This is a genomic window from Enterobacter sp. BRE11, assembly GCF_031844285.1.
Taxonomy (GTDB): Bacteria; Pseudomonadota; Gammaproteobacteria; order Enterobacterales; family Enterobacteriaceae; genus Pantoea.
This window is the reverse complement of the sequence record NZ_JAUZUX010000016.1, coordinates 51,388-78,295: the sequence shown is the minus strand read 5'-3', so window position 1 is coordinate 78,295 and position 26,908 is coordinate 51,388. Positions and strand designations below refer to the sequence as shown.

The 26,908-nt window shown below is 55.7% G+C and carries 26 protein-coding genes; 11 read left to right on the top strand and 15 right to left on the bottom strand.

Features of this window, described 5'->3' with window-relative positions:
- Nucleotides 1–48: 48 nt before the first annotated feature.
- From Q9R34_RS16985 to Q9R34_RS16950, 8 genes are all read right to left on the bottom strand, one after another.
- Nucleotides 49–2,001 (bottom strand): methyl-accepting chemotaxis protein, encoded by a 1,953-nt coding sequence (locus tag Q9R34_RS16985; protein ID WP_485895221.1) that lies wholly within the window; start codon nt 1,999–2,001, stop codon nt 49–51.
- A gap of 153 nt (nt 2,002–2,154) precedes the next feature.
- Nucleotides 2,155–3,306 carry an amidohydrolase gene (locus Q9R34_RS16980; protein ID WP_485895219.1) on the bottom strand — a complete coding sequence of 384 codons (1,152 nt, stop codon included), beginning with the start codon at nt 3,304–3,306 and terminating at the stop codon, nt 2,155–2,157.
- Between the two features lie 50 nt (nt 3,307–3,356).
- Entirely contained in the window at nt 3,357–4,118 is a 762-nt protein-coding gene (locus Q9R34_RS16975) for an amino acid ABC transporter ATP-binding protein (protein ID WP_485895218.1), read from the bottom strand.
- 7 nt (nt 4,119–4,125) lie between these two features.
- Nucleotides 4,126–4,797 carry an amino acid ABC transporter permease gene (locus tag Q9R34_RS16970; protein ID WP_033748973.1) on the bottom strand — a complete coding sequence of 224 codons (672 nt, stop codon included), beginning with the start codon at nt 4,795–4,797 and terminating at the stop codon, nt 4,126–4,128.
- A gap of 62 nt (nt 4,798–4,859) precedes the next feature.
- A complete protein-coding gene (locus Q9R34_RS16965; protein WP_485895300.1) occupies nt 4,860–5,663 on the bottom strand; it encodes an amino acid ABC transporter substrate-binding protein in 804 nt (267 codons plus the stop codon).
- A gap of 28 nt (nt 5,664–5,691) precedes the next feature.
- Complete coding sequence (locus tag Q9R34_RS16960; protein ID WP_485895215.1) at nt 5,692–6,195, bottom strand: GNAT family N-acetyltransferase; 504 nt, start codon at nt 6,193–6,195, stop codon at nt 5,692–5,694.
- Complete coding sequence (purB, locus tag Q9R34_RS16955) at nt 6,192–7,562, bottom strand: adenylosuccinate lyase (protein ID WP_485895213.1); 1,371 nt, start codon at nt 7,560–7,562, stop codon at nt 6,192–6,194. The genes Q9R34_RS16960 and purB overlap by 4 nt, the downstream gene beginning before the upstream one ends.
- Nucleotides 7,563–8,191: 629 nt before the next feature.
- Nucleotides 8,192–8,431, bottom strand: coding sequence for a DNA polymerase V (locus Q9R34_RS16950; RefSeq protein WP_485895211.1), 240 nt, complete (start codon nt 8,429–8,431; stop codon nt 8,192–8,194).
- 239 nt (nt 8,432–8,670) lie between these two features.
- Between Q9R34_RS16950 and Q9R34_RS16945 the strand changes: the two genes are divergently transcribed.
- Together Q9R34_RS16945 and Q9R34_RS16940 are read left to right on the top strand one after the other, a co-directional pair.
- Nucleotides 8,671–9,189 (top strand): DUF2778 domain-containing protein, encoded by a 519-nt coding sequence (locus tag Q9R34_RS16945; RefSeq protein WP_485895209.1) that lies wholly within the window; start codon nt 8,671–8,673, stop codon nt 9,187–9,189.
- A gap of 262 nt (nt 9,190–9,451) precedes the next feature.
- A complete protein-coding gene (locus Q9R34_RS16940) occupies nt 9,452–9,943 on the top strand; it encodes an Hcp family type VI secretion system effector (RefSeq protein WP_485895298.1) in 492 nt (163 codons plus the stop codon).
- A gap of 356 nt (nt 9,944–10,299) precedes the next feature.
- On the opposite strand, the gene Q9R34_RS16935 is transcribed toward Q9R34_RS16940, so the two are convergent.
- Nucleotides 10,300–10,551, bottom strand: coding sequence for a hypothetical protein (locus tag Q9R34_RS16935; RefSeq protein WP_485895207.1), 252 nt, complete (start codon nt 10,549–10,551; stop codon nt 10,300–10,302).
- 1,114 nt (nt 10,552–11,665) lie between these two features.
- Here Q9R34_RS16935 and Q9R34_RS16930 point away from each other — a divergent pair.
- On the top strand, nt 11,666–11,857 hold the full coding sequence (locus tag Q9R34_RS16930) for a hypothetical protein (protein WP_485895205.1): 192 nt from the start codon (nt 11,666–11,668) through the stop codon (nt 11,855–11,857).
- Nucleotides 11,858–12,045: 188 nt separating this feature from the next.
- The gene (locus Q9R34_RS16925) at nt 12,046–12,723 is read left to right on the top strand and encodes a RipA family octameric membrane protein (protein ID WP_485895203.1); all 678 of its coding nucleotides are present in this window, start codon (nt 12,046–12,048) and stop codon (nt 12,721–12,723) included.
- A gap of 67 nt (nt 12,724–12,790) precedes the next feature.
- On the opposite strand, the gene Q9R34_RS16920 is transcribed toward Q9R34_RS16925, so the two are convergent.
- Nucleotides 12,791–13,516, bottom strand: coding sequence for a pirin family protein (locus Q9R34_RS16920; protein WP_485895201.1), 726 nt, complete (start codon nt 13,514–13,516; stop codon nt 12,791–12,793).
- Between the two features lie 123 nt (nt 13,517–13,639).
- On the opposite strand from Q9R34_RS16920, the gene Q9R34_RS16915 reads away from it, so the two are divergent.
- Nucleotides 13,640–14,527 carry a LysR family transcriptional regulator gene (locus Q9R34_RS16915; RefSeq protein ID WP_485895199.1) on the top strand — a complete coding sequence of 296 codons (888 nt, stop codon included), beginning with the start codon at nt 13,640–13,642 and terminating at the stop codon, nt 14,525–14,527.
- Nucleotides 14,528–14,542: 15 nt separating this feature from the next.
- Here the strand turns inward: Q9R34_RS16915 and gap are convergent, their stop codons facing one another.
- From gap to Q9R34_RS16895, 4 genes are all read right to left on the bottom strand, one after another.
- Complete coding sequence (gene gap, locus Q9R34_RS16910; RefSeq protein WP_434123413.1) at nt 14,543–15,544, bottom strand: type I glyceraldehyde-3-phosphate dehydrogenase; 1,002 nt, start codon at nt 15,542–15,544, stop codon at nt 14,543–14,545.
- 193 nt (nt 15,545–15,737) lie between these two features.
- Nucleotides 15,738–16,073 (bottom strand): hypothetical protein, encoded by a 336-nt coding sequence (locus tag Q9R34_RS16905; protein ID WP_434123414.1) that lies wholly within the window; start codon nt 16,071–16,073, stop codon nt 15,738–15,740.
- A gap of 88 nt (nt 16,074–16,161) precedes the next feature.
- Nucleotides 16,162–18,087, bottom strand: a complete 1,926-nt coding sequence (locus Q9R34_RS16900) for a methyl-accepting chemotaxis protein (RefSeq protein ID WP_485895296.1) — start codon at nt 18,085–18,087, stop codon at nt 16,162–16,164.
- 596 nt (nt 18,088–18,683) lie between these two features.
- Nucleotides 18,684–18,845 carry a hypothetical protein gene (locus tag Q9R34_RS16895; protein ID WP_434123415.1) on the bottom strand — a complete coding sequence of 54 codons (162 nt, stop codon included), beginning with the start codon at nt 18,843–18,845 and terminating at the stop codon, nt 18,684–18,686.
- Between the two features lie 1,055 nt (nt 18,846–19,900).
- On the opposite strand from Q9R34_RS16895, the gene Q9R34_RS16890 reads away from it, so the two are divergent.
- The 6 genes from Q9R34_RS16890 to Q9R34_RS16865 are packed head-to-tail and all read left to right on the top strand — an operon-like array spanning nt 19,901 to nt 26,219.
- Nucleotides 19,901–20,881 (top strand): TIM barrel protein, encoded by a 981-nt coding sequence (locus Q9R34_RS16890; protein WP_485895196.1) that lies wholly within the window; start codon nt 19,901–19,903, stop codon nt 20,879–20,881.
- 56 nt (nt 20,882–20,937) lie between these two features.
- Nucleotides 20,938–21,978: a sugar ABC transporter substrate-binding protein gene (locus Q9R34_RS16885; protein ID WP_286868116.1), complete on the top strand. Its 1,041-nt coding sequence runs from the start codon at nt 20,938–20,940 to the stop codon at nt 21,976–21,978.
- Between the two features lie 16 nt (nt 21,979–21,994).
- Complete coding sequence (locus Q9R34_RS16880) at nt 21,995–23,494, top strand: sugar ABC transporter ATP-binding protein (protein ID WP_485895194.1); 1,500 nt, start codon at nt 21,995–21,997, stop codon at nt 23,492–23,494.
- Between the two features lie 36 nt (nt 23,495–23,530).
- A complete protein-coding gene (locus tag Q9R34_RS16875) occupies nt 23,531–24,502 on the top strand; it encodes an ABC transporter permease (protein WP_485895192.1) in 972 nt (323 codons plus the stop codon).
- Nucleotides 24,502–25,359, top strand: a complete 858-nt coding sequence (locus Q9R34_RS16870) for a MurR/RpiR family transcriptional regulator (protein WP_434123419.1) — start codon at nt 24,502–24,504, stop codon at nt 25,357–25,359. The genes Q9R34_RS16875 and Q9R34_RS16870 overlap by 1 nt, the downstream gene beginning before the upstream one ends.
- 2 nt (nt 25,360–25,361) lie before the next feature.
- On the top strand, nt 25,362–26,219 hold the full coding sequence (locus Q9R34_RS16865; protein ID WP_485895190.1) for a PfkB family carbohydrate kinase: 858 nt from the start codon (nt 25,362–25,364) through the stop codon (nt 26,217–26,219).
- A gap of 45 nt (nt 26,220–26,264) precedes the next feature.
- Here the strand turns inward: Q9R34_RS16865 and Q9R34_RS16860 are convergent, their stop codons facing one another.
- Nucleotides 26,265–26,822, bottom strand: coding sequence for a YbhB/YbcL family Raf kinase inhibitor-like protein (locus Q9R34_RS16860; protein ID WP_485895188.1), 558 nt, complete (start codon nt 26,820–26,822; stop codon nt 26,265–26,267).
- Nucleotides 26,823–26,908 lie beyond the last annotated feature (86 nt).

Sequence of the window (26,908 nt, the reverse complement as noted above, 5' to 3'; positions counted from 1 at the left end):
AGGTACCAATACAAAAAAGCAACCCTCAGGCTGCTTTTTTGCAGGGTGTTACGCAGGCTGCCCCTCCAGCCTGAACTGTTCGACCGACTGCGCCAGCAGCGAGGAGTGATCCTCCATCGCGCTGGCGGCGGCGGAAATCTCCTGCACCAGCGCGGCGTTCTGCTGCGTCACGCTGTCCATCTCGTTAACCGCCACGGAGACCTGGCTGATGCCGCGGCTCTGCTCGTCGGATGCGGTGGCGATCTCGTCGATAATCGCCTGCACCGAGGTGACCGCCTGGGTAATCTCCAGCATGGTGTCGCCCGCATGGCGCACCAGGCTAACGCCGCTGTCAACGCGCTGCGTCGACTCTTCAATCAGCGAAGCGATATCTTTTACCGCTGCGGCGCTGCGCTGCGCCAGGTTGCGCACCTCGGACGCGACGACAGCGAAACCGCGGCCCTGCTCGCCGGCGCGCGCCGCTTCCACCGCCGCGTTAAGCGCCAGGATATTGGTCTGAAACGCGATGCTGTTGATGATGGCGGTGATATCGCCAATCTTGCGCGCGCTGTCGTTGATTTGCGCCATGGTCTGCACCACCTCGCCCACCAGCGCCTCGCCTTTGCGCGCGGTCTGCGACGCGTTTTCCGTCAGCGACGTCGCCTGATGCGCATTGGCGGCGTTATGTTTCACCGTTGCCGTCAGCTGCTCCATGCTGGCGGCGGTCTCCTCCAGCGCGGCAGCCTGCTGCTCGGTGCGCGACGCCAGGTTGATATTGCCTCTGGCGATCTCCTCCGCGCCGTCGCGCACCGAGGCGCTGGTCTCTTTAATATGGCCGACCATCGCGATCAGCCGCGCCTGCATGGTATGCAGCGCATAGAACAGGCTGCTCTGATCGCCCGCCTTCAGCGGAATGCGGGTATTGAGCTGTCCATCCGCTACCGCCAGCGCAAAGGCGGCCGCATCGGCGGGTTCACCGCCGAGCGGACGCAGCACGATGCGGCTGAAGACCACGCCCAGCAGCAGGCTCACCAGCACAATACTTGCCAGCATCATCCACAGGGCATTGTGCAGTTGCTGACGCGCGGCGCTCATCACCAAGTCCAGCGGCGCGGCAACGCCCAGATACCAGACGTTGCTGCTGTTGCCGATAGCAATCGGCTGCCAGGTCATCAGCGATTTTTCGCCGAGCAGCGCATCCTCCTGCTCTGTCACCGCAGTGGTCAGGTGGCTTTTGTCGCCCTTCCACTGCTGGTTATTTTGCGCTTTATCGGGCGAAGAGACGATCTTACCGCCGCTGGAGAGCAGCATGGCGTAGCCCGCGCCCTGCCAGGGTTTGATCTCATTTACCCGCTGCTGCAGCTTCGCCAGCGAAATGTCGGAAGTCACCACGCCCCAGAGTTTGCCACGATCGATAATCGGCGTGGTAATTGAGGTCAGCAGCGTCGGCACGCCGTTATAGGCATAGCTGTAGGGTTCGGTCGGAAAATCTTTGCGGGTACGCTGCGGCACCAGATAGTAATCTCCCTGGCCGGGCGTCAGATAGGACGTCAGGGGATGCATTTTATAATTGCCTGCCTGATCGACATCGACAAACCAGGCGTAGCGCCCTTCCGGCGGCTGGCCGCTCTGCGCGGCGAACTCGGCGTCGCGTCCGTCGAAAACGTCTTTTTCCAGGATGACCGAAATGGACAGGTAATCGGGGTTGTTGCGCAGCGCATACTCAGTCAGCTTGTCGGCGACGTGGCGATCCTGCACGCCGGCATTCGGCAGCGCGATGATACTTTGTCCCAGACTCTGCGCCACATCGCGCGCGTGGTTAAGGCTTTGCGCGACTTCCAGCGCCTTGCTGCGCGCAATCTGTTGCAGGTACTCTTCCGCCAGCGTGCGCTGCGCCTGGCCCGACTGCCAGCTCAGCACGCCGATGGTGACGGCGAAGCCGGTGGCGATGGTCAACGCGCCGGTCAGCAGCATCATGGCGCGGGTACTTAATCTCTTTTTCGGAACGCGATCCGCTTTCATTATTGGTTTCCCCACTGTTCGGATACAGGCGAATAAAACAGCAGCGCTGTTAAAAACCTTATCGGCGTGGGCGATTGAAACTTAAGCAGCTGAACGTGGAAATGTGGGATGAGCGGGCAAACCCACAGGGGTTTGCCCCGGATAACAAAAGAATCAGGCGAGCTTGTTCAGGGCGTAAACCGCCAGCTGCGCCAGATACTGTGCGGTCGGGAAAAGCGCCTTATCGTCAACGCGGAATTTCGGGTGATGCAGCGCCCAGGGCCCGCCGGAGCCGACCATCATAAAGGTGCCGGGGATCTTCTGCTGATAGAAGGCGAAGTCCTCGCCAATCGGGCTGGCCTCGATGCGGCGCGCCTCGAACCCGACCTCACTCGCCTGTTCCAGCGCAAAATCGACCCACTCCGCGGTATTCACCACCGAAGGCGGGCCGGCGTGCCATAACAACTCGATTTGCGCGCCGAACGCGGCGGCGAGACCGTCCAGCAGCGCCCGGAAGCGTTGTTCGATCAACGCGCGCGCCTCGCTGCTGAAGGTACGCACCGTACCTTCCAGGTAAGCGGTATCGGGGATGACGTTCCAGGTGCTGCCGCTGTGGATCTGGGTAATCGAGACCACGGCGTTCTGATCGGACGGCACGTTGCGGCTGATCAGCGTCTGCACTGCGCTGATAATTTGTCCCACGATAATAATGGGATCGTTGCCCTCATGCGGTTTCGCCGCGTGCGCGCCCTTGGCCGCCACCTTGATTTCAAAGCGATCGACTCCCGCCGTCAGCGCGCCCTCTTTGCCGCCCACGACGCCCACCGGCAAGGTCGGATCGTTATGGATGCCAAAAATCACCGCCGCGTCGTCCAGCGCGCCGGTGGCGATCAGGTCGGGCGCGCCCAGGCCGGTCTCTTCGGCTGCCTGGAACAGGATGCGCACGCGTCCTTTCAGCGACGCCGCCTGCTGCTGCAGCAGAATGGCAGCGCCCAGCGCGGCAGAGGTGTGGAAGTCGTGACCACAGGCGTGCATCACGCCCGCGTTCTCGGAGGTGAAGTCGACGCCTGACTCCTCTTCGATCGGCAGCGCGTCGATATCGGATCGCACCACCACCAGCGGCCCCGTCCCTTCGCCCACCTCCGCCACCAGACCGGTTTTCAGCGGCAGATCGAGGATGCGGATGCCCGCCGCGGTCAGGGCCGCGCGGATTTTTTTAGTGGTTTCGAACTCCTGGTTCGACAGCTCGGGAAAACGGTGCATGTCGTGGCGAAACGCCTGGATCTGGCTGGCAAGCGCCCGATCCTGCTCGCGAATCTCTTTCATATTATCTCCTTCCAGTGCGGCGGCCTGCGGCAACGTATGCGGCGGCACGCTTAAATATTGAAATCATCATTCGTTTCGATGTTAGTCATCTGGCGCAAAAAGCGGCGCGTCACCGGGTTGTCGGAGAAACTGATCACCTGCTCCGCCGGGCCCTGCTCAACGATATGGCCATCCGCCATAAAAATGACGCGGTCGGCCACCTCTTTGGCGAACTGCATCTCGTGCGTGACGATGACCATGGTGGTTTTCTGCTGCGCCAGGCTCTTCATCACCTGCAGCACCTCGTGCACGCGCTCGGGATCGAGCGCGGAGGTCGGCTCGTCGAACAGAATGGCGCGCGGCTTCACCGCCAGCGCGCGCGCAATGCTGACGCGCTGCTGCTGACCGCCAGAAAGGGTGATCGGATACTGATGCGCCTGCGGCGCCATGCCGACCAGCTCCAGCAGCTGCATGCCGATCTCGCTGGCCTGCGCTTTCGGCATCTTCTTCACCATGATCAACCCTTCGGTGATGTTCTCCAGCGCGGTTTTATTGCGGAACAGGCTGTAGTTCTGGAACACCATGGCGGTCTGTCCACGCAGCGCATGCTCCTCTTTCGCGCTGTAGTTCGCGGTATCCAGCGCCACATCGCCAATCTGGATCACGCCGGACTCCGGCTTTTCCAGTAGATTGAGGCAGCGCAGCAGGGTCGACTTGCCGGAGCCGGACGGGCCGATAATCGCCACCACTTCGCCTTCGCCGATGGTCAGGCTGATATCGTTCAGCACCACTTTGTCGCCGAAACGTTTATTGAGCTGTTTTACACTGATCATAAGAGCCTTAGCGTTGCAGTGAGTGACTGAGTTTTTTCTCCAGCAGCGCCTGCAGGCGGGCGTAACCGATAATCACCAGCCAGTAAATCAGACCTACTACGAGGAAGGTTTCAAAGTAGCGCAGCGACTCCGCCGCGATCATTTTGCCTTCGGCGAACATCTCCGAGACGCCCAGCGCAAAGGCGACCGAGGTATCTTTGATCAGCGAGATAAAGGTGTTGCCGGTAGCGGGCAGCGCGTTGAGCAGCGCCTGCGGCAGAATGATGCGGCGATAGATCTGCGCCCGACGCATGCCAATCGAGAGCCCCGCTTCCATCTGCGTGGGATCCACCGACGCCAGACCCGCGCGGTAGATCTCCGCCATATAGGCTGAGGTCTTCAGGCTGAAGCCGATAATCGCGGCGGTGGTGGCGGACATGCCGGTCAGCGCCGGGAAGAGCTGCGGCAGGCCAAAGTAGATAATAAACAGCTGCACCAGCGACGGCATGCCGCGAAACAGCGAGATATAGAGCTCGACCAGCTTGCTCACCAGCGTGGATTTGCTGTTGCGCAGCAGCGACAGCCCCAGGCCGATCACCATAGCGCACGCCATCGACACCACCGCCAGCATCAGGGTGACCGGCAGATAGCTGAGGATTTGCGGCGAGATTTTCAGCAGGTAATTAAAATCGAAATTCATAAAAAGCCCTTAACGACGTTTGCCACCCGGCGGTGGCAAACGTTGACAAGTAAACGCCAGGTTTAGTGAGACGGCTGCGCGGTGATATCTTCGCCGAAGTATTTTTCCGAGATCGCTTTCAGGCGGCCATCTTTACGCATCGCATCGACCTCTTTGTCGAACGCGGCGCGCAGCTTGTCGCCCTTCTCATCTTTGTGGAACGGAAAGCCGACCGACTCGACCACCAGCGGCTGGCCGACAAACTTCAGCGGCAGCCCTTTCTGGTTGATCTCCGCCAGCAGAATCGGCCCGGAGTTAACGTAGCCCTGTACGCGGTTGTTGATGACATCGCTCATCGCGCCGTCGCGGCTCTCGTAGGTGCGGATGGTAACGCCGTTATCGCCGAACGCTTTTTTCAGGTTGACCAGGTGGTTAGATCCCAGCACGCCGGCGATGGTTTTGCCGCGCAGGTCGTCCAGCGTATTGATACTGGCGTTGCTTTTATTGGTGACGATCTGGCTGCCGTAATAGCTGTAAGGGGTAGAGAAGTTATATTTCGCCTGGCGTGCCGGGGTGATCGCCACCACGTTGGCCACCGTATCGAGCTTGCCCCCCTCCAGCTGGCCCATCAGGCCGCTGAAGTCAGAGGTGACCCACTCGATTTTGTAGTTCAAATCTTTAGCGATCGCTTCGGTGACCTCAACGTCAAATCCGATCAGCTTGCCATCTTTTTTGAACGCGCCGGGAAAGCTCAGGCCGGTCGCGCCGACGCGGATAGTGGAGGCATCGGACCCGCCCTGGGCCGTTTTGTCGCTGTTGTCGCAGGCGCTAAGCAGTGAGGCCGCCATAACGACGGACAGTGTGATTAACCCTTTTTTCATGGTGATCTCCCTGGTTTTTTATCTGCAGCCGCGCTTAGCGGGCGTGCGGTAAATGAAGATTTTTTTGCATGTACACGGTGATATGGCCTTTGCCGAGGTCTTTTTTGCTGACCTTCTCAAACCCCATCGCCTCATATAGCTGAATCAGCCACGGATGGCTCTCGGCAGTGCCGAGGGAATAGGCCGGTGCGCGCAGCTGATCGCGCAGCACCGCCTGCTCCAGCCAGTCGAGCATCTTCACGCCCAGCCGCTGACCGCGATAGTGCGGCGCGGTGGCGAACCAGCCGATATGCGGCAGCCCGAACGGGCCAGGCAGCGGCCCCCAGGGATAGCGCAGCGTGACCGACGCGACCAGTTCATCGTCACGGAACATGCCGTAGACGCCGTGGGTAGCGATATGGCGCTGCATCTGCGCCGCATCGGCCGTGGCGGCATCGAATTTAATGCCCAGGTCGCGCGCGGACGCGTAGGCCGCGTGCACCAGCGCGTAATAGGCCGCGGTATCCACCTCGGTCAGCTGGCGGAAGCTGTCGCTCATGCCCGCATCTCCAGCAGACCCGACGCCTGCGCGGCAGCGAGCACCTCATCCACTTTGCGCGGCGCCGAACCGAGATAGTTCACCGGATCGAGCCAGCGGTTCAGTTCGTCATCGCTGATGCTGTTGTCCATCTGCGGATGGGCGCGCAGCGTCTCTTTGAAGTCGCGCTGCTGTTCCCAGGCGTGCATGGCGCACTCGTACACCAGGTGGTGCGCGGTCTGCTTGCCCATCTTTTTACCCAGTTCGAACATCACTTTTTCCGACAGCAGCAGACCGCCCTGCATATCGAGGTTGCGACGCATGCGCGCTTCGTTCACCGTCATGCCGCGCAGAATGCCGATGGCGTTTTGCAGCTGCGCCGAGAGGTAAATGCAGATTTCCGGCAGCGCGATCCACTCGGCGCGCCAGCTCATGGCGTCGCGCTCGTGCTCGACATGCATCGATTCATAAATCAGCGCGGCGCTTTTCAGCACCGGCGCGGTCAGGCTGGCCAGCCCTTCCAGCGCGGCGGGGTTGCGCTTGTGCGGCATGGTGGTCGAGCCGATCTTGCCGGCGGAGAAGGGCTCCTCAATCTCGTTGATCTCGGTGCGCATCAGGTTGTAAAGCTCGTTGCCGATTTTGCCCAGCGTGCCGCTGATCAGCACTGCCACGGAGGCGAACTCCGAGAAGCGGTCGCGCGCCGATTGCCAGCCGATAGTCGGCGTCGCCAGCCCGAGAATATCAAGAGTGCGCTTTTCTACTTCCGGGCCTGACGGGCCGAAGGAGGCGTAGGTAGAGATGGCGCCGTTGATGTTGCCGGTCAGCGCGCGCGGTTTGATCTCGCTAAGGCGGGTCAGATGGCGCAGGAACTCATCCAGCCAGACGGCTACTTTAAAGCCAAAGGTCGTCGGGAGCGCCTGCATGCCGTGGGTGCGGCCCACCATCGGCGTATGTTGATAGCGCCTGGCAACGACCGCGAGCTCGTTCGCCAGCTGAGTCGCGTCGCGCTGAATAATGGTGAACGCGTCGCGCAGCTGCAGTACCGTTGCGGTGTCGACGATATCCTGGGTAGTGGCGCCGTAGTGGATAAACTCGCCCGCCTCGCCGCACTGTTTTTGCAGCGCAATCAGCGTCGGCATCAGAGAGTGTTTCATCTGCGCGCCCTGCTGCGCGATGTCGTCAATGTTCAGTTTCGACGGGTCGGCACGCTCGACAATGGTTTTTGCCGCCTGCGCTGGAATGACGTCAAGCTCGCCTTCTGCCTGCGCCAGCGCAACTTCAACCCGCACCTGCTGCCTGAGTCGGTTTTGCTCCGACCAGACGTCGCGCATTTCTGGTGTACCAAAATTGTTGCCAATTAAAAGAAAATCAATAATATGTGACGCCATCGCTTTGTCACTTATGTTGTTTTTACAGAGCTTTAAAATAACACCTCTAAATGGGCCTGACCGATAATGGAAAGGCATATGTTATAGCGCGAAGTTATAATGCTCTGGCAAAAGCTTTCCTCCTCACTGTGTTGTTCATCGCTCCAAAAGCGCGTCGCAACCCTTGCCAGGCAAGGAAAGTCAGTTGCGCCAGTCGCGACGATGTAAAAATTTCTCAATGCCCTTATTGCAAATTTGTTATAAAGCGCCACGCGTGTCCGATTTTTTCAGAAAAGTTGCACCACTTTTCATAACCATCTGAAAATAAAGGTTAATACTTGTTTTAACAAGAGTTACCTGGTATTACAGGAACGCTAATCACTCCTTGCTTATGCCCCAAAGCATGTTCCATGTTTGAAAGCTATGCCCCCCGCTATGCCCCATTTTAACTTATTGTTTTATCAATCAAAGTGAGCAGTAATCCCGTTAGACGATCACGATCTTGTAATTGACTTTTGCCAGTACGGTCAATCACCTCAAGCCATCGTCGCGCTCAACGATTAGCGTTGACGCAGGATTATGTACGACGAGATCACTAACAGTGAGCCGACACTCGATATAGTCCTGCGCTGGAGACTGGAAGCCCATGATCAGATTGCTCCGTTCCGGTTGAATACCTGGAATGTTCTCTCTTCACCCTCTTTTGTTGAGACATCTCTAAAGGTTGATGTGTAAATCTCAACCTGGCGGTTCGCCTCCTTAAGCGTGAAGTGCCAGCTCAGCTTCGCCAGTTCTTTGACGAAATTCACCGTAGTCACGGTATAGCGGCCCTGCTGGTTTCGTTTGATCGCGTTTCTAAGCGCAGTTTCTTTTTCGTATTCACGTAGCATGTTTCCCCCCAAAGAAAATACTGCATATAAACACAGTAAAAACTGACCAGGATTTTTTCATGTTACATCAGTTATCGAATGGGGCTTAAAGCGTAGACGTCAACTGTTTACTTGATAAGCAGTTTGCATGATATTGAAAATCGGTTAGCTGGCCGCTATCTGTCAAGGACATATCATCACTATCCGTCCTGCTGCCAGCTAACCACTCCCTTCTCCTTCTAATTGCTTAAGGATCAAGCATGGCACTACATGGGAAATTTCTTCTCAACGGCGCTGATTACGCACCGTTTAATCTATACGGTGTTGGCGTCTTTATGGCGTTTTCAGGTAATGGTATTTACCGTAATCATGGTGGATGTAGGGCAGTCCCGTTTAATGGGCCAATTCCTCCAGGTAAATACTGGATTGTTGAGCGTGGCGAAGGCGGTTTTATTTCTCGTAAAATTGCCGGCGCTAAAGATTTACTTAATAAAATTAAAGACGCCGCCCAATTCGGCCATTCGGACTGGTTTGCTTTATATCGTGACGACTTAGGAATCGACGACGGAACTTGGGTTGATGGCGTTCATCGGGGATTATTTCGACTCCATCCCGGTACCATCTCAAAAGGATGTATGACTATTGCGCATGATTCTGACTATGCAATGATAAGGAATGCGTTATTAAGAACCGCTCCAATACAAGTTCCCTGTATGCGTTCTTTAATGGCAAGAGGCTGGATTGAGGTAGTGGCCGATGCATCTACTACGTGTCCGTAATATTATTAACCGGATTGCAATGTGCATTTTAAAGTGCATCCTGTTTTTATTATTATTCTGTATATCCGCAATAGCTATTAACTCTTCCAACTTCATAAGCTATGAAACTTCCTCAAGGTTTTCTGAGTGGCTTTACGGCTATTCAAGTCAGGATAATTTTGATGACTTAATTTTCTTCTGTGATATCGGCCTATCGATATTATCCGCAATTATAATGTTTATTATCATATTGAAATTAATTAAAAAATCAGGAGTAACTAAAATGCCAATTCCTCCATACATGTGGCTTAAAGATGACGGCGGCGCAGACATTAAAGGCTCTGTAGACGTGCAGGATCGGGACGGTAGCATAGAGATTATCGGGCTAAGTCATGGGATAAATCTGCCCGTTAATAATGCTACTGGTAAAATCACTGCCACGCGGCAGCATTCGGCAATGATGATTGAAAAAGAGGTTGATAGTTCAACGCCCTGTTTATATAAGGCCGCCGCTACGGGCCAGACGTTAAAAAGCGCAGAGATAAAATTCTATCACGTAAATCATGCAGGACAGGAGGTTTGTTACTACAGCGTGCTAATGGAAAACGTTAAAGTCACTGGCGTTAATTGTAGTGTACCTAACGTTAAACTGGCGGGAAATGACAAACTGAACCATATAGAAAGCGTCAGTTTGCAATATGAAAAAATCACATGGAAAATTGTTGATGGCAACATCCAATACACTGACGCATGGAATGAAAGGCCGACTGCCTGAGAAATGAAAAAAGCCCGGCATAAGCCAGGCGCCCTGGTATCAGCCAATTAAAAAAGCTCTCAATGGAGATAGTTTGTTATTTCTATATAAAGGAGGGGGAGCGCTATCGCCCAGAAAATTAGACATGCCATGAATATAAATATCCAAACATTCCTTCGATTCATAATCATCTCCTTGATTACGGATAAAATATACCTTATCCAATACTGGCTCTAATCGTTTCTATCGATCAATTACACCTCATTGATCAGTATCATCGATCAATTGAGATAACATAATGATAATAAAAGATAAATTCCGCTATTCGCCATTATTGCCGTTTGTGGCCGTGCAATGCATCCAGTCCAGATAGGTCTTTAAAGCCGCTTCTGCGGCCTCCGGGGTAGCATTGCTGCCGTTATAGGCACAGGAGTATTGAAGCGATAATTAAGTATTACATCTCCTAACTGCAACGTATAACTACATACAACTTGCTGAGGCTCCTTCTCAAGTATTTCCTGTACAGAAGAAAACGAGAATAAAATATCGTAATATCCGAGGCCATCTGAAGCACCCATATCATCGGTTATCATCATCGGATCCGGAATAAATTTAGTAATAAAGGACATTATTCCCCCTTAAACTGGTCGCCATGCGTCAGTAGGATTATGAACGGGATACCATAATCCATCGTTGCTGGCATAAAGCAGTTACATAGCCGGTTTGCGAGTAGTGTCTGTACAAAATACAAGGCTATATGTATGAGTAGAAGGCGCTGGGAGTTCTGCATATTTAAATCTTGGTATACGTACTGCGTCAGCATAATCCTGATACTGAATGAACTTTAGTTCACCGTTAACATATATTGGTATCCAAGTCGATGCGGAAACTGAGCGAATATTATTGCTCATCAGTAGAAGATTGCCAGAATCCAGATCCATACCAAATCCGTTACCATCGTATGAACCAGAATTTATCGACCACTTCTTCGGCACAACAACATTATTAGCAATGCTATCGATGTTTGATAACTACGAATTAGCCGGAGTAAAGTAAAATGGCGAACCTGAATATATTCGCGGCGTGCTATTTGCCTCAAGAAAAACTCCGGTATAACGAGCATATTGCCCCACTTTCACATAAATAAAATTTGCTGCCAACTGTGGACTATTCGAATCTCTTTAACAGGCGTTCCGCCTTCACCATACCAGTGTGCCTCGATCGTCGCGGTGGTCGCAGCAGCCAGCTGCTTCATTTCGACAAAGAGTTCGCTTCTCCACCGCCAAAATTCGTTGCGCCAGGACGCGTAATAGCCCCGGCTGCGTTATCCCATCCAGCAGCACCTGTAAAACGCATTATCGCCGTATGGCCTAAAGTAGGCAGAACGAGACGCCCGACATAGAACCATTTATCCAGGTTGTTCGAATTTTGTAGTAAAATTGCACGCTATTTTCTGCTGGCTTAAACCACCGTTAGTCAAACGCTCAGACTCTATTGCCCGCTCTTTTTAGCCGCGGTGTTTTTATCAGCGTTGGCCGCTTTTCTTAACGCGTTTTGCCACGCCTGAGCCACCAGCACGAAGGCGGCTGTACAGGCAGGCTGCGCGTGAGTGCCTCTTCAGACATGACTGATTATCCTCTTGCACCTTTCCCGTTATTATTCGAGCTTTCCACCGGCAACGGTTGCTATTGCGCAAATGCCGACTCTGCCGCACTGATGTGATTTGGACTTCGAGGAGCGTGAATGAATATTGTTACCTTACAGGCAATGGATGAAATCAATTTAGCGATTGGACGCGCGGTTTCGTCTTTGATTTCGTCAGGAAAAGAGGTTGGAAAAGAGAGCATCCTGGAGCAACTGCGAAAATCGGAAAAAGAAGCCCTTGATGGTATGAACGCGGTCTATGCCAGCGCTATTGATCTGATTATGGGGTGAGCGCCCGTTCGCATTGACTTACCTGCTCTCAGTCATTTCATGAAATTGTGTCGAGCGGGTCAATCAGAGGCTGTCGCCTGACCCGTAACAAGCGCCCCTGCTGCAGGTAAACAGGCCGCGCCGCTTTGCCCTGCGCCCTCCCTCCATTACACTGTGCCCTTCGCGTCACACCTGGATGGATAAAAGCAATGATAATTGAAAAAGCGGATGAGCCATTTCTGCACACGTTTTTTGGCGAGCCGGTAGAGACGATCGCGCCCGGCTCCGCGCAGGCGGAATCAATACGCCAGGCGCTGCAAAGCGCGCGGGCGCAGCGAACCGTTGAAGTGGAGAGCGACTGGAAGCGCAACGCGCTGTTCCTGGCGCTGTTCGTCTTTCTCTATGCTGCGCTCGGCGCGTCGCTGACGCTGGATCTCTCGCGCACCACCGGTCATAAGAGCCTCGACTACGCACTGCAGGCGGTGCCGGTGCTGGTCGCCTTCTCCGGCTTTTTTCTGTCGCTGCTGTTTCTGTTCGTTACCCGCAGCAGCGCCCGTCGGCAGCAAAACTGGGAGCGTTCCATCGTGCTGCTGGAGAAGTATGCTGGCGGCAATCTCTATAAGCAGATCATGGATCTCGGCCCGCGCACCACGCACTACTCCTTTTCCGCGATTAACGTTGCGCTGGCGCTGTTTATCTGCGTGACCTGGGTGGTGATGTACAACTTCTTTACCTTCACCACCAGCGGCGTGATCGGCAGCGTGATCTCGCTGTTTATTACCACCATGACCTATGTGATTCTCGATATTCAGCTGCTGAAGCCGCACAGGCTGGATCATGAGGTGCCGCTTGGGCTGGAGAAAGAGGAAGAGCGGGACGATAAATAGGTGAAAGCAGCACGTCGCCCGTGCGACGTGCTGCTTTGATTGACAGGATACTCGCTTTTAACCGCCGTCAGCGGCTCGGATGATTCACCTCGATGGGACGCAGATCGAACAGCAGCACTTCAGCCTTATCGCCTTCGCTAAAGGTCAGGCTCGCCTCGTGACGCACGCGCGCCCCGTCGCCCGCATTAAACCGCACGCCGTTCACCTTCACGCTGCCGCGCGCCACATGGATATAGGCGTAGCGCGTCTCATCCAGCGGGAAGGTCTGCTGCTCATCGCCATCGAACAGACCGGCGTAAAGGCGCATATCCTGACGCACCGACAGCGCATCCTCCTCACCTTCAGGCGAAACAATCAGGCGCAGCTGACCCCGCTTTTCGCTTTCCGGCACCGAAATCTGCTGATAACCGGGCGGCGTGCCTTTCTCCGCCGGCACAATCCAGATCTGCAGAAAGTGCACGCCTTCGCTTTTCGAATGGTTGAACTCGCTGTGGGTGACGCCGCTGCCCGCACTCATCAGCTGCACGTCGCCGGGGACGATAACCGAACCGGTGCCCATGGAATCTTTGTGCTCCAGCGCCCCTTCCAGCACGTAGGAGAGGATCTCCATGTTGGAGTGCGGATGCGCGCCGAAACCGCGCGAAGCCGCCACCCGGTCGTCGTTGATGACCAGCAGATCGGAGAAGCCGCTCTGTTTCGGATCCCAGTAGTTCGCAAATGAAAAGGTGTGGCGTGAGTTCAACCAGCCGTGGTCGCCATGGCCGCGTTGCTCTGACAGTCGTTGCTCAATCATGGTCTGCTCCTGTGATGTAAGGGGGAAGCGCCTGTGCCCTTCCGATGGAACAGACAATACCGTAAACTAAAACCCTCAAAAACTGGCTGAAACAGCAATCACTGTCACAAATAAGTGGACAATATGCAGACGGAAGATCTTCGTATTTACGTTGCCGTGATCCATGCCGGCAATTTCACCGCCGCTGCGGAACAGCTGATGCTCTCCAAGCAGTACGTCAGCCGCCGTATGGCCGCGCTGGAGGCGTCGCTTGATGCGCAGCTGCTGATCCGCAACACGCGCAAGCTTTCGGTGACCGAAGCGGGCATGCTGTTCCTGACCCATGCGCAGCGCATTCTCGACGACATCCATGAAGCAGAGCAGGCGATGTCGACCCGACGCCAGGCGCTGCACGGCACCTTCCGCATCAGCATGCCGATGTCGTTCGGCATGAGCCACCTCTCGCCGCTTATCGCCCAGTTTCTGGCGCAGCATCCCGCCCTGCAGTTTCACATTGAGCTGGCGGATCGCTACGTCGATATGATCGGCGAAGGATTCGATATGGCGATTCGCATCGGCGCGCTGGCGGATTCGACCCTGATTGCGCGCCGCCTCGGCGAGCAGCGTCGTCTGATCTGCGCCAGCCCCGCTTACCTCGCGCGCGCGAGCACGCCCGCTACGCCGGACGACCTCGCTCAGCACGCCTGCCTGCGCTACGGCCGGGAAGCCCTGAGCGGCTGGGAGCTCCAGCAGGCGGGCAAAAGCAAGAGCGTGACGGTGCAGGGCCCAATGCTGAGCAATAACGGCGAGGTGCTGCGCGATGCAGCAATCGCCGGGCTGGGGCTGGTGCTGCTGCCGGGATTTATCGTCGAGCCAGCGCTAAAGCGCGGCGAACTGGTGAGCGTGCTGGAGGCGTATCAGCCCGCGCCGCTCTGCCTGAATGCGGTCTATCCGCAGCATCGCCAGCGCAGCGAGGTGAACCGCGTGCTGCTGAACTTTTTGCAGGCGCAGCTGGGAAATAAGGCGGGCTGAGCAGCCCGCCGGAGATTACAGCGCGACATAAAGGTGCAGCACGCGCACCAGCTGGGTCACGAAGCCATATTCGTTGTCGTACCAGGAGACGGTTTTCACCAGCTGCAGGTCGCCCGCTTCGCTGATTTCCGTCTGGGTCGCATCGAAAATGGAGCCGTAAGGCACGCCGATCACGTCGGTAGAGACAATCTGATCTTCCGTATATTTAAAAGATTCGTTGTTCTCGCAGGCGCGCTTCAGCGCCGCGTTGATCTCATCGACCGTGACCTTCTTGTCCAGAATCGACACCAGCTCGGTGACCGAACCGGTTTTGGTCGGCACGCGCTGCGCATGCCCTTTCAGCTTGCCGGTCAACGCTGGGATCACCAGCCCAATCGCCTTCGCCGCGCCGGTGGTGTGCGGGATAATATTTTCCGCTGCGGCGCGCGAGGCGCGGAAATCTTTGCCGCGCGGTCCATCCACCAGCGCCTGAGTGCCGGTGTAGGCGTGGATAGTGGTCATTGTGCCGACCTTGATGCCGAAATTGTCGTGCAGGGCTTTCGCCATCGGCGCCAAACAGTTGGTGGTGCAGGAGGCGACGGAGATGATGTTGTCTTCCGCGCTGATGGTGTCGTGGTTGACGTTATAGACGATGGTTTTCATCTCGCCAGCCGGCGCAGAGATCAGCACCTTGCCCGCCCCCGCATCCAGGTGCGCCCGCGCTTTTTCCGCCGAGGTGTAGAAACCGGTGCATTCGATAACCACATCAACGCCCAGCGATCCCCACGGAATGTTCTTCGCCTCTTTCTCAGCGAAAACGGTGATGCTCTTGCCGTTGACCCGCAGCGCGTTGCCATCCACGCTGACATCGCCGTGGAATGCGCCGTAGTTGGAGTCATACTTCAGCAGATAGGCGAGCATCTCGGGCGAGGTGAGATCGTTGATCGCCACCACCTCCACCGCTTCCTGCTGCTCAAGAATACGTCTTAAAACCAGACGGCCAATCCGTCCAAAACCGTTGATGCCAATCTTCTTCATAATGATCTCCCGATGCCGGTAACACGGCGTGTTGAGGGTAAATAGCGGGTGAATCTGCGCATCAAACCATTACTGCATAACAACATTGCACTGCGGTGAAGCAGGAGAGTATAGCCCGAGCAAGATTGCGGAATTTGTCAGCAAGAGGCGCGAAGAGAAAGGCGGCAGGCAGAAAAAAACCGCCGCTGGCGGTTTAATCCTTGAAGCGTTTACGTCTGAACATGGCGTTCTGTTTACTGCGGTTCACCTTTCGTCTGGCGTAGGCCATGATGGTCGTCCAGTTGGGATCGGCGGTGTTTTTCATATAGTAGCTCAAGGCATCCGCCAGCTCGCTCCAGGCTTGCACCTGCTGCTGCGCGTCGCTGGTCAGCGCGGTTTTAAGCGTATCGATCAGCCCGTCAACCTTCTTTTTCACATCCGGCAATTTTTCGCCTGTCTGGTACCCTGCTGCAATGCGTCTTAATTCAAGCGCATAACGATCGACATCGACCTCTGTTATATACAAACCTACCTCTGCTCTTTCTGGCATGGTCCATAAGCATAGCGGTTACAGCCGGTTGCGTTACGCAAAAACGGCAGAAATCTTTCTGCCGTTTTGCTGACGCGCTGCTGCAGCTTCAGATCGTACGGAATACCGCGACCATGTGACGCAGTTGCCCGGCGCGTTCAGCCAAATCGTCCGCCGAAACCGCCGACTGCTCCACCAGCACCGCATTCTGCTGGGTCACCTGATCCATCTGATTAACCGCGATATTCACCTGCGAAACGCCGCTGCTCTGCTCTGCCGACGACGCGGAGATATCACGGATCAGCTGCGAGGTCTGTTCGATGGCGCTCAGGCTCTGCTTCACTTTTTCGCCCGCGCTTTGCGCCATGTTCATCCCTTCCTGCGCCTGGCCGACCGACTGCTCAATCAGGCTTTTGATCTCCTTCGCCGCGCTGGCCGAACGCTGCGCCAGCGCGCGCACCTCCGTGGCGACCACCGCGAAGCCCTTGCCCGACTCGCCGGCACGGGCGGCTTCTACCGCGGCGTTGAGCGCCAGGATATTGGTCTGAAAGGCGATGCTGTCGATAACTGAGGTAATCTCTTCAATCTGACCGGAGCTGCCGCGGATCTTGCGCATCGATGCCATAACTGAATCCATCGCCTCGCCGCTCATCAGGGCCGCCTGGGTGGCGGAAACCGCTTTATCCGACGCGTAGCGGGTATTGTCAGCGTTCTGCTGAATAATTGAAGCCAGCTGTTCCATGCTGGCTGCCGTTTGCGCCAGCGACGCGGCCTGCTCTTCAGTGCGGGAAGAGAGATCGCCATTGCCCTGAGCTATCTCTTTGGAAGAGGTCGCGATGGTGGCCGCATGGCTTTTGATATCGGAAACCAGACGGGCAAGGTGCTGCTGCATCTTCATCAGAGCGTGCAGCAGCTCAGCCATTTCGTTGCTGCCGCCAATGTGCAGCGTCGAGGTCAGATCGCCAGCCGCCACCTGGCTGGCGAGGCGAACGGCCGCCTGCAGAGGACGCGTCACCGAACGGCTGATCAGCAGCGCCATGAGAATCGCCACCAGCGCAACCGCCAGCAGACCAGCCAGCAGCATAAATTGCGCATGGCGACGCGTATCGATCTGCTTTTGTAGCATCTGCGTCAGGCGGTCGCTGTTCTGCTCGCCGAGCGCACTGAACTGGTTGATGGCTTGGGTAAGGGTCTGGACATATTCGACCGGCGCGACGCTAGCGCTTCTGCTGACAAAAATGCGCTCGGCCAGCTGCAGGGCGTCGAGCGCCTGGCGCTCCGCCTCCTGCGCGACGGCGCTGAAATCTGCAGTCAGCGCCGGTTCAATAGCGTAGGCCTTTTGCAGGTTGCCATTAAACTGTTCCAGCGCCGTTTTCCCCGTCTCTACCTGAAAAGACATGCGGCTGTAATCGCTTTCAGAGAGGGTGCCAGAACCCAGCAGGGAAGCGCCGGCCGCCCGGATCTGCCCCAGCGTCTCGGTGAGCTGCGGCAGTCGGTTAAAAATGCTGGTGATCAGCTGATAGGTATTCAAATCGCTATCAAGCGACATGCCGTAATAGTCCAGCACGTCAAGATTGGCGCTCAGCATGATCTGGATAAGTTGCGCATGCGCGGTCAGGCTGTCGGCGAACGAGAGCGAGCCGCTGTTGATGCTGCTCTGCAGCTGCGTCCACGCCTGTGTCATCTTATCAAGACGCTGCAGCGGCTGCGCGCTGGCATCCTGCTGGCGTAGCGCCGACTGAATTGTCTCAGACAGGCTGTTGATCTCGGCCACCAGCGCCATGCGCGGCGGGTTATCAGGCTTTTTCTGCGCAATAGCGATGGCGGTTTCCGCGCGATGCCGCTGGAGCAGATTCAGCAGCTTCAGCATCTGTTTTTCCACCGGGACGCCGATCAGCTCGCGCTGCTTGGCGTCGATAAGCTGATTTCCGCTCTGAATAAAGAGCGTTGTCGGTAAAACAAACAAAATCAGGGCGAATAAGCCGAGGATAAGAAATTTAACGGGCAGGTTAATTTTATCGAGCAGGTTTTTCATCATTTCCATCCGGGTAAGTCTGACTGTGGACACGGGTAATAAGTAAAAAATAGCCGGGCTAATTTTTTAATCGGTAATCAGGCTGAACTACTAATACTTTGCGACGCCTTTTTTTAGAAACGCACGGCAAAACAAGTGGCGAAAAGGGAGTATAGATTGCTAACGGTGATTTACCACTGAATATACAGACGATATTTATTGCATGATGCAACTAAGCCAAACCAGGTAGTGACCATAAAAAACAATGGTTTATGATTTTTTTCCTGCCCACCACTTGTGCCTCATTAAGCCAGGCTGGAGGATAAGTTTTTATTAGTGTTTAAAACTAAAGTTTAACGCGCGCATGCCGATACTCCGGCGCCAGCGTTTATTTTCAGCTAAAAATGATAAAAAGAAACATCACAAAATTGTGGCCGCCGGGCTCAATTAATAAAACTTTACTTTGCCATAATATTTTTTTTTGCAGGGCGGCGTTTATGTTTTAAACATACTGCTTAGCAGAGCTGCCGTTTTTACAGAAATAAAAAGGGTGAAAACAGGTGGCGCTTTCGGCTGAAAACCTGTTTGACCTGCCGGAGCCGCTTCGCGGCAAGAAATTACGGGCTCAGTTTGCTGCGCGCGAGCCACGCCTTCCAGCGATTTTCCACAAGGTGGTAGCGATAGCCTCTGAAGCTGTCTCGTCTGAGCCAGCGCTCCTCAAAAAACGCATCGCTGCGGATCCAGCGCTCAAACAGCTGGCGTTCGGCCTCTTCGTTCATTGTCACCTCATCTTGCTTGCTGTTTCTCGCTTCGGTTATATCAAGTATAGACGACTGGCACCTCCCGCTGCGCTTATTGCACACCTGCCGCCATCGTTGTGTAGAGCACCCTGCTTTTCTCAGCGGTTTGTCTGCCAGACGCACCAGGGGTTAACGCCAACTCAGGCGCAAACCCCCGGAAAAGCGGTAATTATTCTGTGATTCCCTTCACGAAGTAACGTTTCAGAAATCCTGTACAGCCGATCGATAAGCGTACAGAAGTGCCATTCAATCTAATTATTATGAACAGATTAGACGCGCTATATTTCTCCCGACTATTAATCCTTTCCATGAATTAAATCCCGCCTCCGCTGCGCATTGTTGAAATATTGCGCTACTGATTTCATAATTTATTCGTCTCTGAAGAGTTTTCACTGGGCGGGGTGCAATATGTTTCAACGACGCGGTGGTCCAGGCAACGTTACGGAAACCCCGAAAAGAGCGCGCGGGGCGGGGCGAAAAGGGGCTCAGCCGGGCAGTGGCAACGTGACAAGCTGCCGTGAACGTGTGGTTGAAGCGGGTCGAACAGGCGGCAAAATTAGTCGTCGGCCCTCATCAGAAAAAACTGCGCAATAAATGATTGAGATCTTTTTAACCTTAGTAAAAGCGATTTTTTACTTTGCCCTCAACATTAAGAAAATTACTGATTGATGATCGACTATTAAGGGTGATTTTTTGACGCTTATTCAACGTAATCTTTTTTCCTCACCATGATACCTTTCATGTAAGCCTCTCAAATATTATCGGCGACTGAAAATAAGCGAATAAACACATCTCTGTTATCAGTTATCTTTTTTAAACTCCAGCCTCTCCTGGTACGGGCTTTTCTTTGTCTTTTGTCGTATCGTCTCGCACCGCCCAATCCAGTCGCTGCCTGCACTTTCGTGAGCGCTCTCGCAAAACACACTTTTGTTCCGCCGCCCCTCTTGTATAAAAAAATCGCAGGCGTATAAAAATACCACTTCACGAAATTTTGTAAAAAAAGAAAGTACTTCACAAATGGTTAAGGACCTCACATGTCGGAATTAAAATTCGCAACACGCCTGAACTCCTTTGCCTCTGGCGCACATCGCTACTGGCCGAATTTACAGGGCAAGCCCTCGGTGCTGCAGATGATTGCTCGTGCCGGAACCGTTAATGGCCTGACGCACCTTGACCTGAACTACCCGCAGCATATCACGCAGGACATTCCGTCGATGCGTCGGGCAATCGCTGACGCCGGGTTAGCGGTCAACGGCATGCAAATGCGCTGGGATGCGCCGCAGTTCAAAATCGGCGCCTTTACCCATCCTGACGCCGCAGTGCGCCGCGAGGCGATTGAATTAACCAAGCGCGGCATCGACGCTGGGCGCGAATTCGGCGCCAGCCTGATGACGCTGTGGATGGGGCAGGATGGTTTCGACTACTGCTTTCAGGCCGATTACAAAAAAATGTGGGAAGACGCGGTAAGCGCGGTGCGCGAAGTCGCCGACTATGCGCCGGATATCGACGTCAGCATTGAATATAAGCCTAACGAGCCGCGCGCCTTCAGCATCTTTCCTAACGTCACGACCTGTCTTCTGGCGGTAGAGGAAGCCGGAAGCCCTAATCTCGGCATTACGCTGGATTTCGCTCACGTGCTGTTCGCCAACGAGATTCCTGCCTATGCGGCTGCGATGGTCGCGCGTCGCTCTCGCCTTTTGGGACTGGATCTCAATGACGGCTGGGGCAAGCGTGACGACGGTCTGATGGCGGGCTCGGTGAATCCGCGCGCCACGCTGGAATTTCTCTGGCAGATGCAGCGTGACGGCTATCAGGGCGCCTACTATTTCGACACCTTCCCGGACGCCAGCGGACTCGATCCAGTGCGTGAAGCCGAAACCAATATCACCACGGTCACCCGTCTGCTGAAACTGTGTGAGCAGCTCAACGACAACGCCGCGCTGTTCGACGCTATCGGCCGTCAGGATGCGGTCACCTCTCAGCAGATCGTCAACGACATTATGCTCGCCAGATAACCGCTGACGCACGCTTGCACCAGGACCTCCCTACCACGAGAACGCAGGATAATAACATGAAAAAACTCTTACTCTCTGTACTCGCCTCTTCGCTGTTCTGCAGCAGCCTGTATGCCGCCGAACTGGCGCCGCTGCAGTCAGACACCGAACCCGATCGCACCGACTGGACCCAGCTCGACAGCAAATATGGCGCGCTGCCTAAAGTGGACAGTAAGCTGAAAATTGGCGGCGTGTCGAAAACCCTGACCAATGAGTACTGGCGTTCTCTCGGCGAGGGCTACCAGAACGCGGCAAAAAAATATGGCTTTACCGTCGCCTATCAGGCCGCCGCTAACGAAGACGATCAGCTTGGCCAGCTCTCTATTGCAGAAACGCTAATCTCGCAGGGGTTTAACGGTCTGCTGGTGTCGCCGCAGACCGATATCAACCTTGAGCCAGCGCTGGAAAGCGCCAACGGCAAGAATATTCCGGTAGTTAACGTTAACGACGCGGTGATGCCGAACGCGCGCTATTACGTTGGCAACGTGCAGAAAGATAACGGCGTACGCGTCGCCAAATGGTTCATTCAACACTATCCGCAGGGCGGCAAAGTGGCGGTGATCGAAGGTCAGCCTGGCGTTTATGCCGCAGGCCAGCGCACGCGCGGTTTTAAAGAGACGCTGCAGGCGAACGGTAAATTTAATATCGTCGCCAGCGTGCCTGCCAACTGGAGCCGCGAACAGGCGTTTAACGCCGCATCGACCATTTTGCAGCAGCATCCCGATCTCATCGGTTTCTATGCCAACAACGACACCATGGCGCTCGGCGTGGTAGAGGCGGTGCGCTCACTGAACAAGGCCGATCAGACCAAAATCTTTGGTACCGATGGTATCTCCGACGCCTACGCCTCAATTAAGCGCGGCGAGCTGACCGGCACGGTTGACAGCTTCCCGGTGCTGACCGGCGAGGTGGCGATGGACGTAATGCTGCGGCTTGTCAACGGGCAGAAGCTATCGCGCGTAATTTCAACGCCGCAGGCGCTGATCACCAAAGAAAACGTCGAGGCATTTTCCACCAAAGACAACGACAAGTTGCGTCAGCTGTTAACCCAGCAGTAATGCAGGCGGAGGGGATATGGAAGAGTATCGCTTAACGATGCGTGGCATCAGCAAAACCTACGGCAGCGCTGCCGCTTTACAAAATGTCGACTTTTCCGTGAAGCCGGGTGAAGTGCATGCGCTGATTGGTGAGAACGGCGCGGGCAAGTCGACGCTGCTGAATATCCTCTCCGGCGTGCGGCCGGCGGACAGTGGCGAGATCAGCGTCAATGGCGCGGCGGTGCAGATGAAAAATCCGCTCAGCGCGCGTCAGGCCGGTATCGCCATGATTCATCAGGAGCTACAGCACGTGCCGGAGCTCTCCGTGGCGCAGAATATGTTCCTCGGGCAGCCGCTAACCCGGGCGGGTGGCCTGTGGGTCGATAAGAAGTCGCAGCTGGCGCGCGCGGCGCTGCTGCTTAAACAGCTCGATCCCACTATCGATCCCGCCGCGCCGATCAAAAGCCTTAAGGTGTCTCAGCAGCAGATTGTTGAAATCGCGCGCGCGCTGCTGGATGACGCGAAAATCATCGCGATGGATGAGCCGACTTCAAGCCTGACGCCGCGTGAGTTCGATCGCCTCGCCGAGCTGATCGCCGACCTGAAAGCCATGGGCGTCTCGCTGATTTACGTCTCTCACAAGATGAATGAGATTTTTCGCGTCTGCGATCGCGCCACTATTATGCGGGACGGTCGCCAGGTTGGCGTAGTGAATATCTGCGACGAGAACGAAGAGAGCATCGTTGCGCGCATGGTTGGACGCAAAATCGAAAAGCTCGCCCACAACGCCTGGGTAACTGAGCGAGAAGTATTAAGGGTAGAGAATCTGGCGCGCGGCAGCGAAATATCGCCTGCCAGCTTTAGCGTTCGGGCTGGCGAAGTGCTGGGCATCGCCGGGCTGGTCGGCGCGGGACGCACCGAGCTGCTGAAGCTAATTGCCGGCCTCGACAAACGCAGCAGCGGTAGCGTGTTTGTCAACGGACAGCCGGTGCGCAACCACAACGTCAGCGCGGCGATCCGCGCCGGGATCGGCCTGGTGCCAGAAGATCGCAAAAAAGAGGGCATCATTAAAGCGCGTGCGGTGAAGATGAATATGGCGCTGCCTTCACTGCGCCAGTTCACCCGCGCCTGGATTGTCAGTAGGCAGAAACTGAACCAGGCGGCGCAAGAGGTAATGAGCGATCTGAAACTGCGTCCGCTTGATATAGAAAAAACCATCGGCACCCTGAGTGGCGGCAATCAGCAAAAAGTCATTATCGGTCGCTGGGTCGCGGCAGACGCCAACGTCTTTTTATTTGATGAGCCGACGCGCGGCATCGATATCGGCGCCAAATCGGAAATTTATAACCTGATTGAAAAACTGGCACAGGCTGGTAAAGCGATCGTCGTGGTGTCCTCGGAAATGACGGAAATTATCCGTATCTCAGACCGCGTGCTGGTGATGCGCGAAGGTAAAATTACGAAGGAATTGACCGACGACGCTATCACAGAAGAGAACATCGCCCGCTACGCCATTAACGATTTGGAATCCGTTTAACCTTTTCACCTGCTGAGTTAAAAAAAGGCCCTGACTATGATGACGCAAACCACCCAACGCGCGACGACGCCCGTGTCGTCGCTGTTAAAGTTTAATCTACGCGACGCAGGCACCTTAATTGGACTGCTGATAATAATTATCACCTTCTCCTTTTTGTCCCCGGTATTTTTTACCCTGCCGAACCTGCTGAATATTCTGCAGCAGTCTTCAATTAATGCCTTAATTGCACTGGGCATGACGCTGGTGATTATTTCCGGCGGTATTGATCTCTCGGTCGGGCCAACGGCGGCGCTCTCAGCGGTGCTGGGTGCCACCCTCATGATCTCAGGCGTGCCGGTGCCAATGGCGATTCTCGCTACGCTGGGCATCGGCGCGCTGTGCGGCCTGTTCAGCGGATCGCTTATCGCTTACGCGGGTCTTCAGCCTTTTATCGTCACGCTCGGCGGCCTGTCGCTGTTCCGCGCCATCGCACTGATTTACACCGGCGGCAGCCCGGTATTCGGTATCCCGCTGTCGTTTCGCAGCCTGATTAACAGCACGCTGTTCGGCATTCCTGTACCTATTGTCATCGTCGCGCTTATCGCGCTCACGCTGTGGGTAGTCATGAATAAAACGCCGCTGGGTGAATATATTCTCGCTATCGGCGGTAATGAAGAGGCAGCACGCGTTGCGGGCGTGCCGGTCAAGCGCACCAAGGTCACGGTCTACGTGATTTCCGGCGTGCTGGCATCGCTGGCCGCGCTGATTCTGATTGGGCGTCTGGGCGCAGCAGAGCCTACCATCGGCAACCTGTGGGAGCTGGACGCTATCGCGGCGGCGGCTATTGGCGGCGCTTCACTGATGGGCGGAAAAGGCAGCATTTTTGGCACGCTCATCGGCGTCATTATTCTCGGCGCGCTACGTAACGGTCTGACGCTGCTTAATATTCAGGCTTTTTATCAATTGCTTGCAACCGGTCTGATTATTATCATAGCGATGTTGATCGACAGAGCGACCCGAGGCAATTAATGAAGCTAGATCCGCGAGCCATTGGCGCTCAAATCCGGATGCGCATTCCACAGCTGACGCCGCTTGAGCGGCGCGTGGTAGAGGCGATCCTTGCACGCACGGACATTAGCGAGCGCACCTCATTGAAAGAGATTGCGCTGGAGAATAATGTTTCCGAGGCGATGGTAGTCAAGATCGCTAAAAAGCTTAACTTCTCCGGATTCCGGGATTTCAGAAGCGGTTTAATTTATTACAACGAATCTGAAGTGGCCGGTCTGCACGCGGAAATCGAACCAGACGACTCGTCGGAACAATTACTCGCGAAGGTATTCAGAACCTCTATTCAGGCGATAGAAGAGACGATGTCGATTCTGGATATTTCTGAATTCAATCGCGCGGCGGATATTATTTTTAAGGCGCGCCATATCGATTTATATGCGGTGGGCGGATCGGCGACGGTGGCGCGCGATCTCTCGCACAAGATGCTGAAGATCGGCATCAAGTCCACCGCCTATGACGACGCCCATATCATGCTGATGTCCGCAGCGGTATTGTCCGACGACGACGTTGTTATCGCTATCAGCCATTCCGGCTCCACGCGCGCCGTGAACGACCCGGTAAAACTGGCAGCGCGCAACGGCGCTAAGGTCATTGCCATCACCAACTACGCCGAGTCGCCAGTGGCGCGCAACGCGCATGTGGTGCTCAATTCAACCTCTCAGGGATCGCATCTGCTTGGGGAAAACGCTGCTTCGCGTATTGCGCAGCTTAATATTCTTGATGCCTTGTTTGTGGCAATTGCCAAAAAAGACCTCAAGCGCGCGGAGCGGAATTTAATGAAGACTCAGCATGCGGTTCAGGATCTTCGGGAATTCTAACCATGAGTAAAATTGTCGTCGTCGGCAGTCTGCATTACGACATCATGCTGGACGCGCCCCATCGCCCGGAAAAGGGCGAGACGGTTATGGGCACCGCCTGTCGCTATAAGTTCGGTGGCAAAGGCGGTAATCAGGCGCTGGCGGCCTCACGCGCTGGCGCAGAGACGCATTTTGTCGGCGCGGTAGGCGCGGACGAGTCGGGCCGGTTTCTGCTCTCCGCTCTGCAGGCGGGCGGCGTCGACATCGCCTGCGTGCAGGTGGCGGACGGCATCGCATCTGGTATGAGCGTGGCGATCAGCGATGCGGAAGGCGACTATGGCGCGGTGGTGGTGTCGGGTGCCAACCAGCATATCGCGCCGGACGCGTTGCGCAGCGAGCCGCTGTGGCGCAACGCCGCGATGCTGATCCTACAGAATGAAATCGCCGCCGAAACCAATCTTTTGGCGGCAGCGGCGGCGAAGGCGCGCGGCATTCCCGTTTGCATCAACGCGGCGCCCGCACGGCCGCTGGAACCCGCGCTGGAGGCCTGTATCGATCTGTTGGTGATCAACGCAGTAGAGGCACGCGACATGTGCGGCGTCGTGGTAGGCGATCTCGCTTCAGCAATGGTAGCCGCCGAGACGCTTGCCCGACGTTTTCGTCAGGTGGTGGTGACCGCTGGCGAACACGGCGTCGCGTTTTGCCAGCAGGGCGCGTCGGCGCTCAGCCAGCCCGCAGAAAAGATTCGGCTGATCAGCACTCATGGCGCTGGCGACTGCTTTACCGGCGTGCTCTGTCGCGCGCTGGCGGCACAGCAGAGCCTCGCTGACGCCGTGCGCATGGCGAACATGGCGGCGGCAAAGCACGTCTCGGCCAGTTAATCCGCCCAGGCGACGCAGGCCGTTACCGGCCTGCGCCCTTCTCTTCTACTCTTGCGGATCGTTGCTGAACCTCCCCACCAGCGAGGCGGCGCCGAGCGCATGGCCTTTTAGCTGCTTCACCAGCTCTTCATGCGTCAGACCCGCCTTGAGCTGTTCAGGCGGCAAATCAGTCGCGATGACAACAAAGTTATAGTGATGCATCCCGCTGCCGACCGGCGGGCATGGCCCATACCACGCGTTGGTGCCAGGCGTATTTTTGCCGCCGGTATAACCTTTGCCTTTGGTGAGATCGCCCTGGGCGAAGGCGGTGGTGGCGGCGGGGATGTTGTAGGCCACCATGTGGGTGACGCCGAGGCCTTTGGCCCCGACGGGATCGGTGACCAGCAGCGCGAAGCTTTTCGTGCCCTGCGGCGCATTCGACCAGTTCAGCGCAGGCGAGACGTTCTCGCCGGTACAGGCGGGGCTGCTTTTGTTATTGCCAGCGAAGGATTTCGATAAAAAGGCGTTATCCGTAAAATCCTGCGATTGCAGCGTAAACAGCGGGACGGCAGCGAAACTCGCCGCCGGCAGTGTTGCCAGCAGAAAGGCGCTTGCTAATCTCATGAACTCTCTCCGTTTAAGTGGCTGAACCCTCAGTATGGAAGCCACAGCGGGAACCGGCATAAAAATGAGAACAGAACATAGAGGAA

Bases quoted from the DNA above. Each gene is read 5' to 3' on its own strand.
- Q9R34_RS16885 (WP_286868116.1), top strand. From the start codon at position 20,938: ATGAAAAAACTCTTACTCTCTGTACTCGCCTCTTCGCTGTTCTGCAGC.
- Q9R34_RS16870 (WP_434123419.1), top strand. From the start codon at position 24,502: ATGAAGCTAGATCCGCGAGCCATTGGCGCTCAAATCCGGATGCGCATT.
- Q9R34_RS16895 (WP_434123415.1), bottom strand. From the start codon at position 18,845: ATGAACGAAGAGGCCGAACGCCAGCTGTTTGAGCGCTGGATCCGCAGC.
- Q9R34_RS16900 (WP_485895296.1), bottom strand. From the start codon at position 18,087: ATGAAAAACCTGCTCGATAAAATTAACCTGCCCGTTAAATTTCTTATC.
- Q9R34_RS16865 (WP_485895190.1), top strand. From the start codon at position 25,362: ATGAGTAAAATTGTCGTCGTCGGCAGTCTGCATTACGACATCATGCTG.
- Q9R34_RS16940 (WP_485895298.1), top strand. From the start codon at position 9,452: ATGCCAATTCCTCCATACATGTGGCTTAAAGATGACGGCGGCGCAGAC.
- Q9R34_RS16970 (WP_033748973.1), bottom strand. From the start codon at position 4,797: ATGAATTTCGATTTTAATTACCTGCTGAAAATCTCGCCGCAAATCCTC.
- Q9R34_RS16860 (WP_485895188.1), bottom strand. From the start codon at position 26,822: ATGAGATTAGCAAGCGCCTTTCTGCTGGCAACACTGCCGGCGGCGAGT.
- Q9R34_RS16960 (WP_485895215.1), bottom strand. From the start codon at position 6,195: ATGAGCGACAGCTTCCGCCAGCTGACCGAGGTGGATACCGCGGCCTAT.
- Q9R34_RS16950 (WP_485895211.1), bottom strand. From the start codon at position 8,431: ATGCTACGTGAATACGAAAAAGAAACTGCGCTTAGAAACGCGATCAAA.
- Q9R34_RS16880 (WP_485895194.1), top strand. From the start codon at position 21,995: ATGGAAGAGTATCGCTTAACGATGCGTGGCATCAGCAAAACCTACGGC.
- Q9R34_RS16975 (WP_485895218.1), bottom strand. From the start codon at position 4,118: ATGATCAGTGTAAAACAGCTCAATAAACGTTTCGGCGACAAAGTGGTG.
- purB (WP_485895213.1), bottom strand. From the start codon at position 7,562: ATGGCGTCACATATTATTGATTTTCTTTTAATTGGCAACAATTTTGGT.
- Q9R34_RS16985 (WP_485895221.1), bottom strand. From the start codon at position 2,001: ATGAAAGCGGATCGCGTTCCGAAAAAGAGATTAAGTACCCGCGCCATG.
- Q9R34_RS16905 (WP_434123414.1), bottom strand. From the start codon at position 16,073: ATGCCAGAAAGAGCAGAGGTAGGTTTGTATATAACAGAGGTCGATGTC.
- Q9R34_RS16945 (WP_485895209.1), top strand. From the start codon at position 8,671: ATGGCACTACATGGGAAATTTCTTCTCAACGGCGCTGATTACGCACCG.
- Q9R34_RS16980 (WP_485895219.1), bottom strand. From the start codon at position 3,306: ATGAAAGAGATTCGCGAGCAGGATCGGGCGCTTGCCAGCCAGATCCAG.
- Q9R34_RS16925 (WP_485895203.1), top strand. From the start codon at position 12,046: ATGATAATTGAAAAAGCGGATGAGCCATTTCTGCACACGTTTTTTGGC.
- gap (WP_434123413.1), bottom strand. From the start codon at position 15,544: ATGAAGAAGATTGGCATCAACGGTTTTGGACGGATTGGCCGTCTGGTT.
- Q9R34_RS16935 (WP_485895207.1), bottom strand. From the start codon at position 10,551: ATGTCCTTTATTACTAAATTTATTCCGGATCCGATGATGATAACCGAT.
- Q9R34_RS16875 (WP_485895192.1), top strand. From the start codon at position 23,531: ATGATGACGCAAACCACCCAACGCGCGACGACGCCCGTGTCGTCGCTG.
- Q9R34_RS16920 (WP_485895201.1), bottom strand. From the start codon at position 13,516: ATGATTGAGCAACGACTGTCAGAGCAACGCGGCCATGGCGACCACGGC.
- Q9R34_RS16890 (WP_485895196.1), top strand. From the start codon at position 19,901: ATGTCGGAATTAAAATTCGCAACACGCCTGAACTCCTTTGCCTCTGGC.
- Q9R34_RS16930 (WP_485895205.1), top strand. From the start codon at position 11,666: ATGAATATTGTTACCTTACAGGCAATGGATGAAATCAATTTAGCGATT.
- Q9R34_RS16915 (WP_485895199.1), top strand. From the start codon at position 13,640: ATGCAGACGGAAGATCTTCGTATTTACGTTGCCGTGATCCATGCCGGC.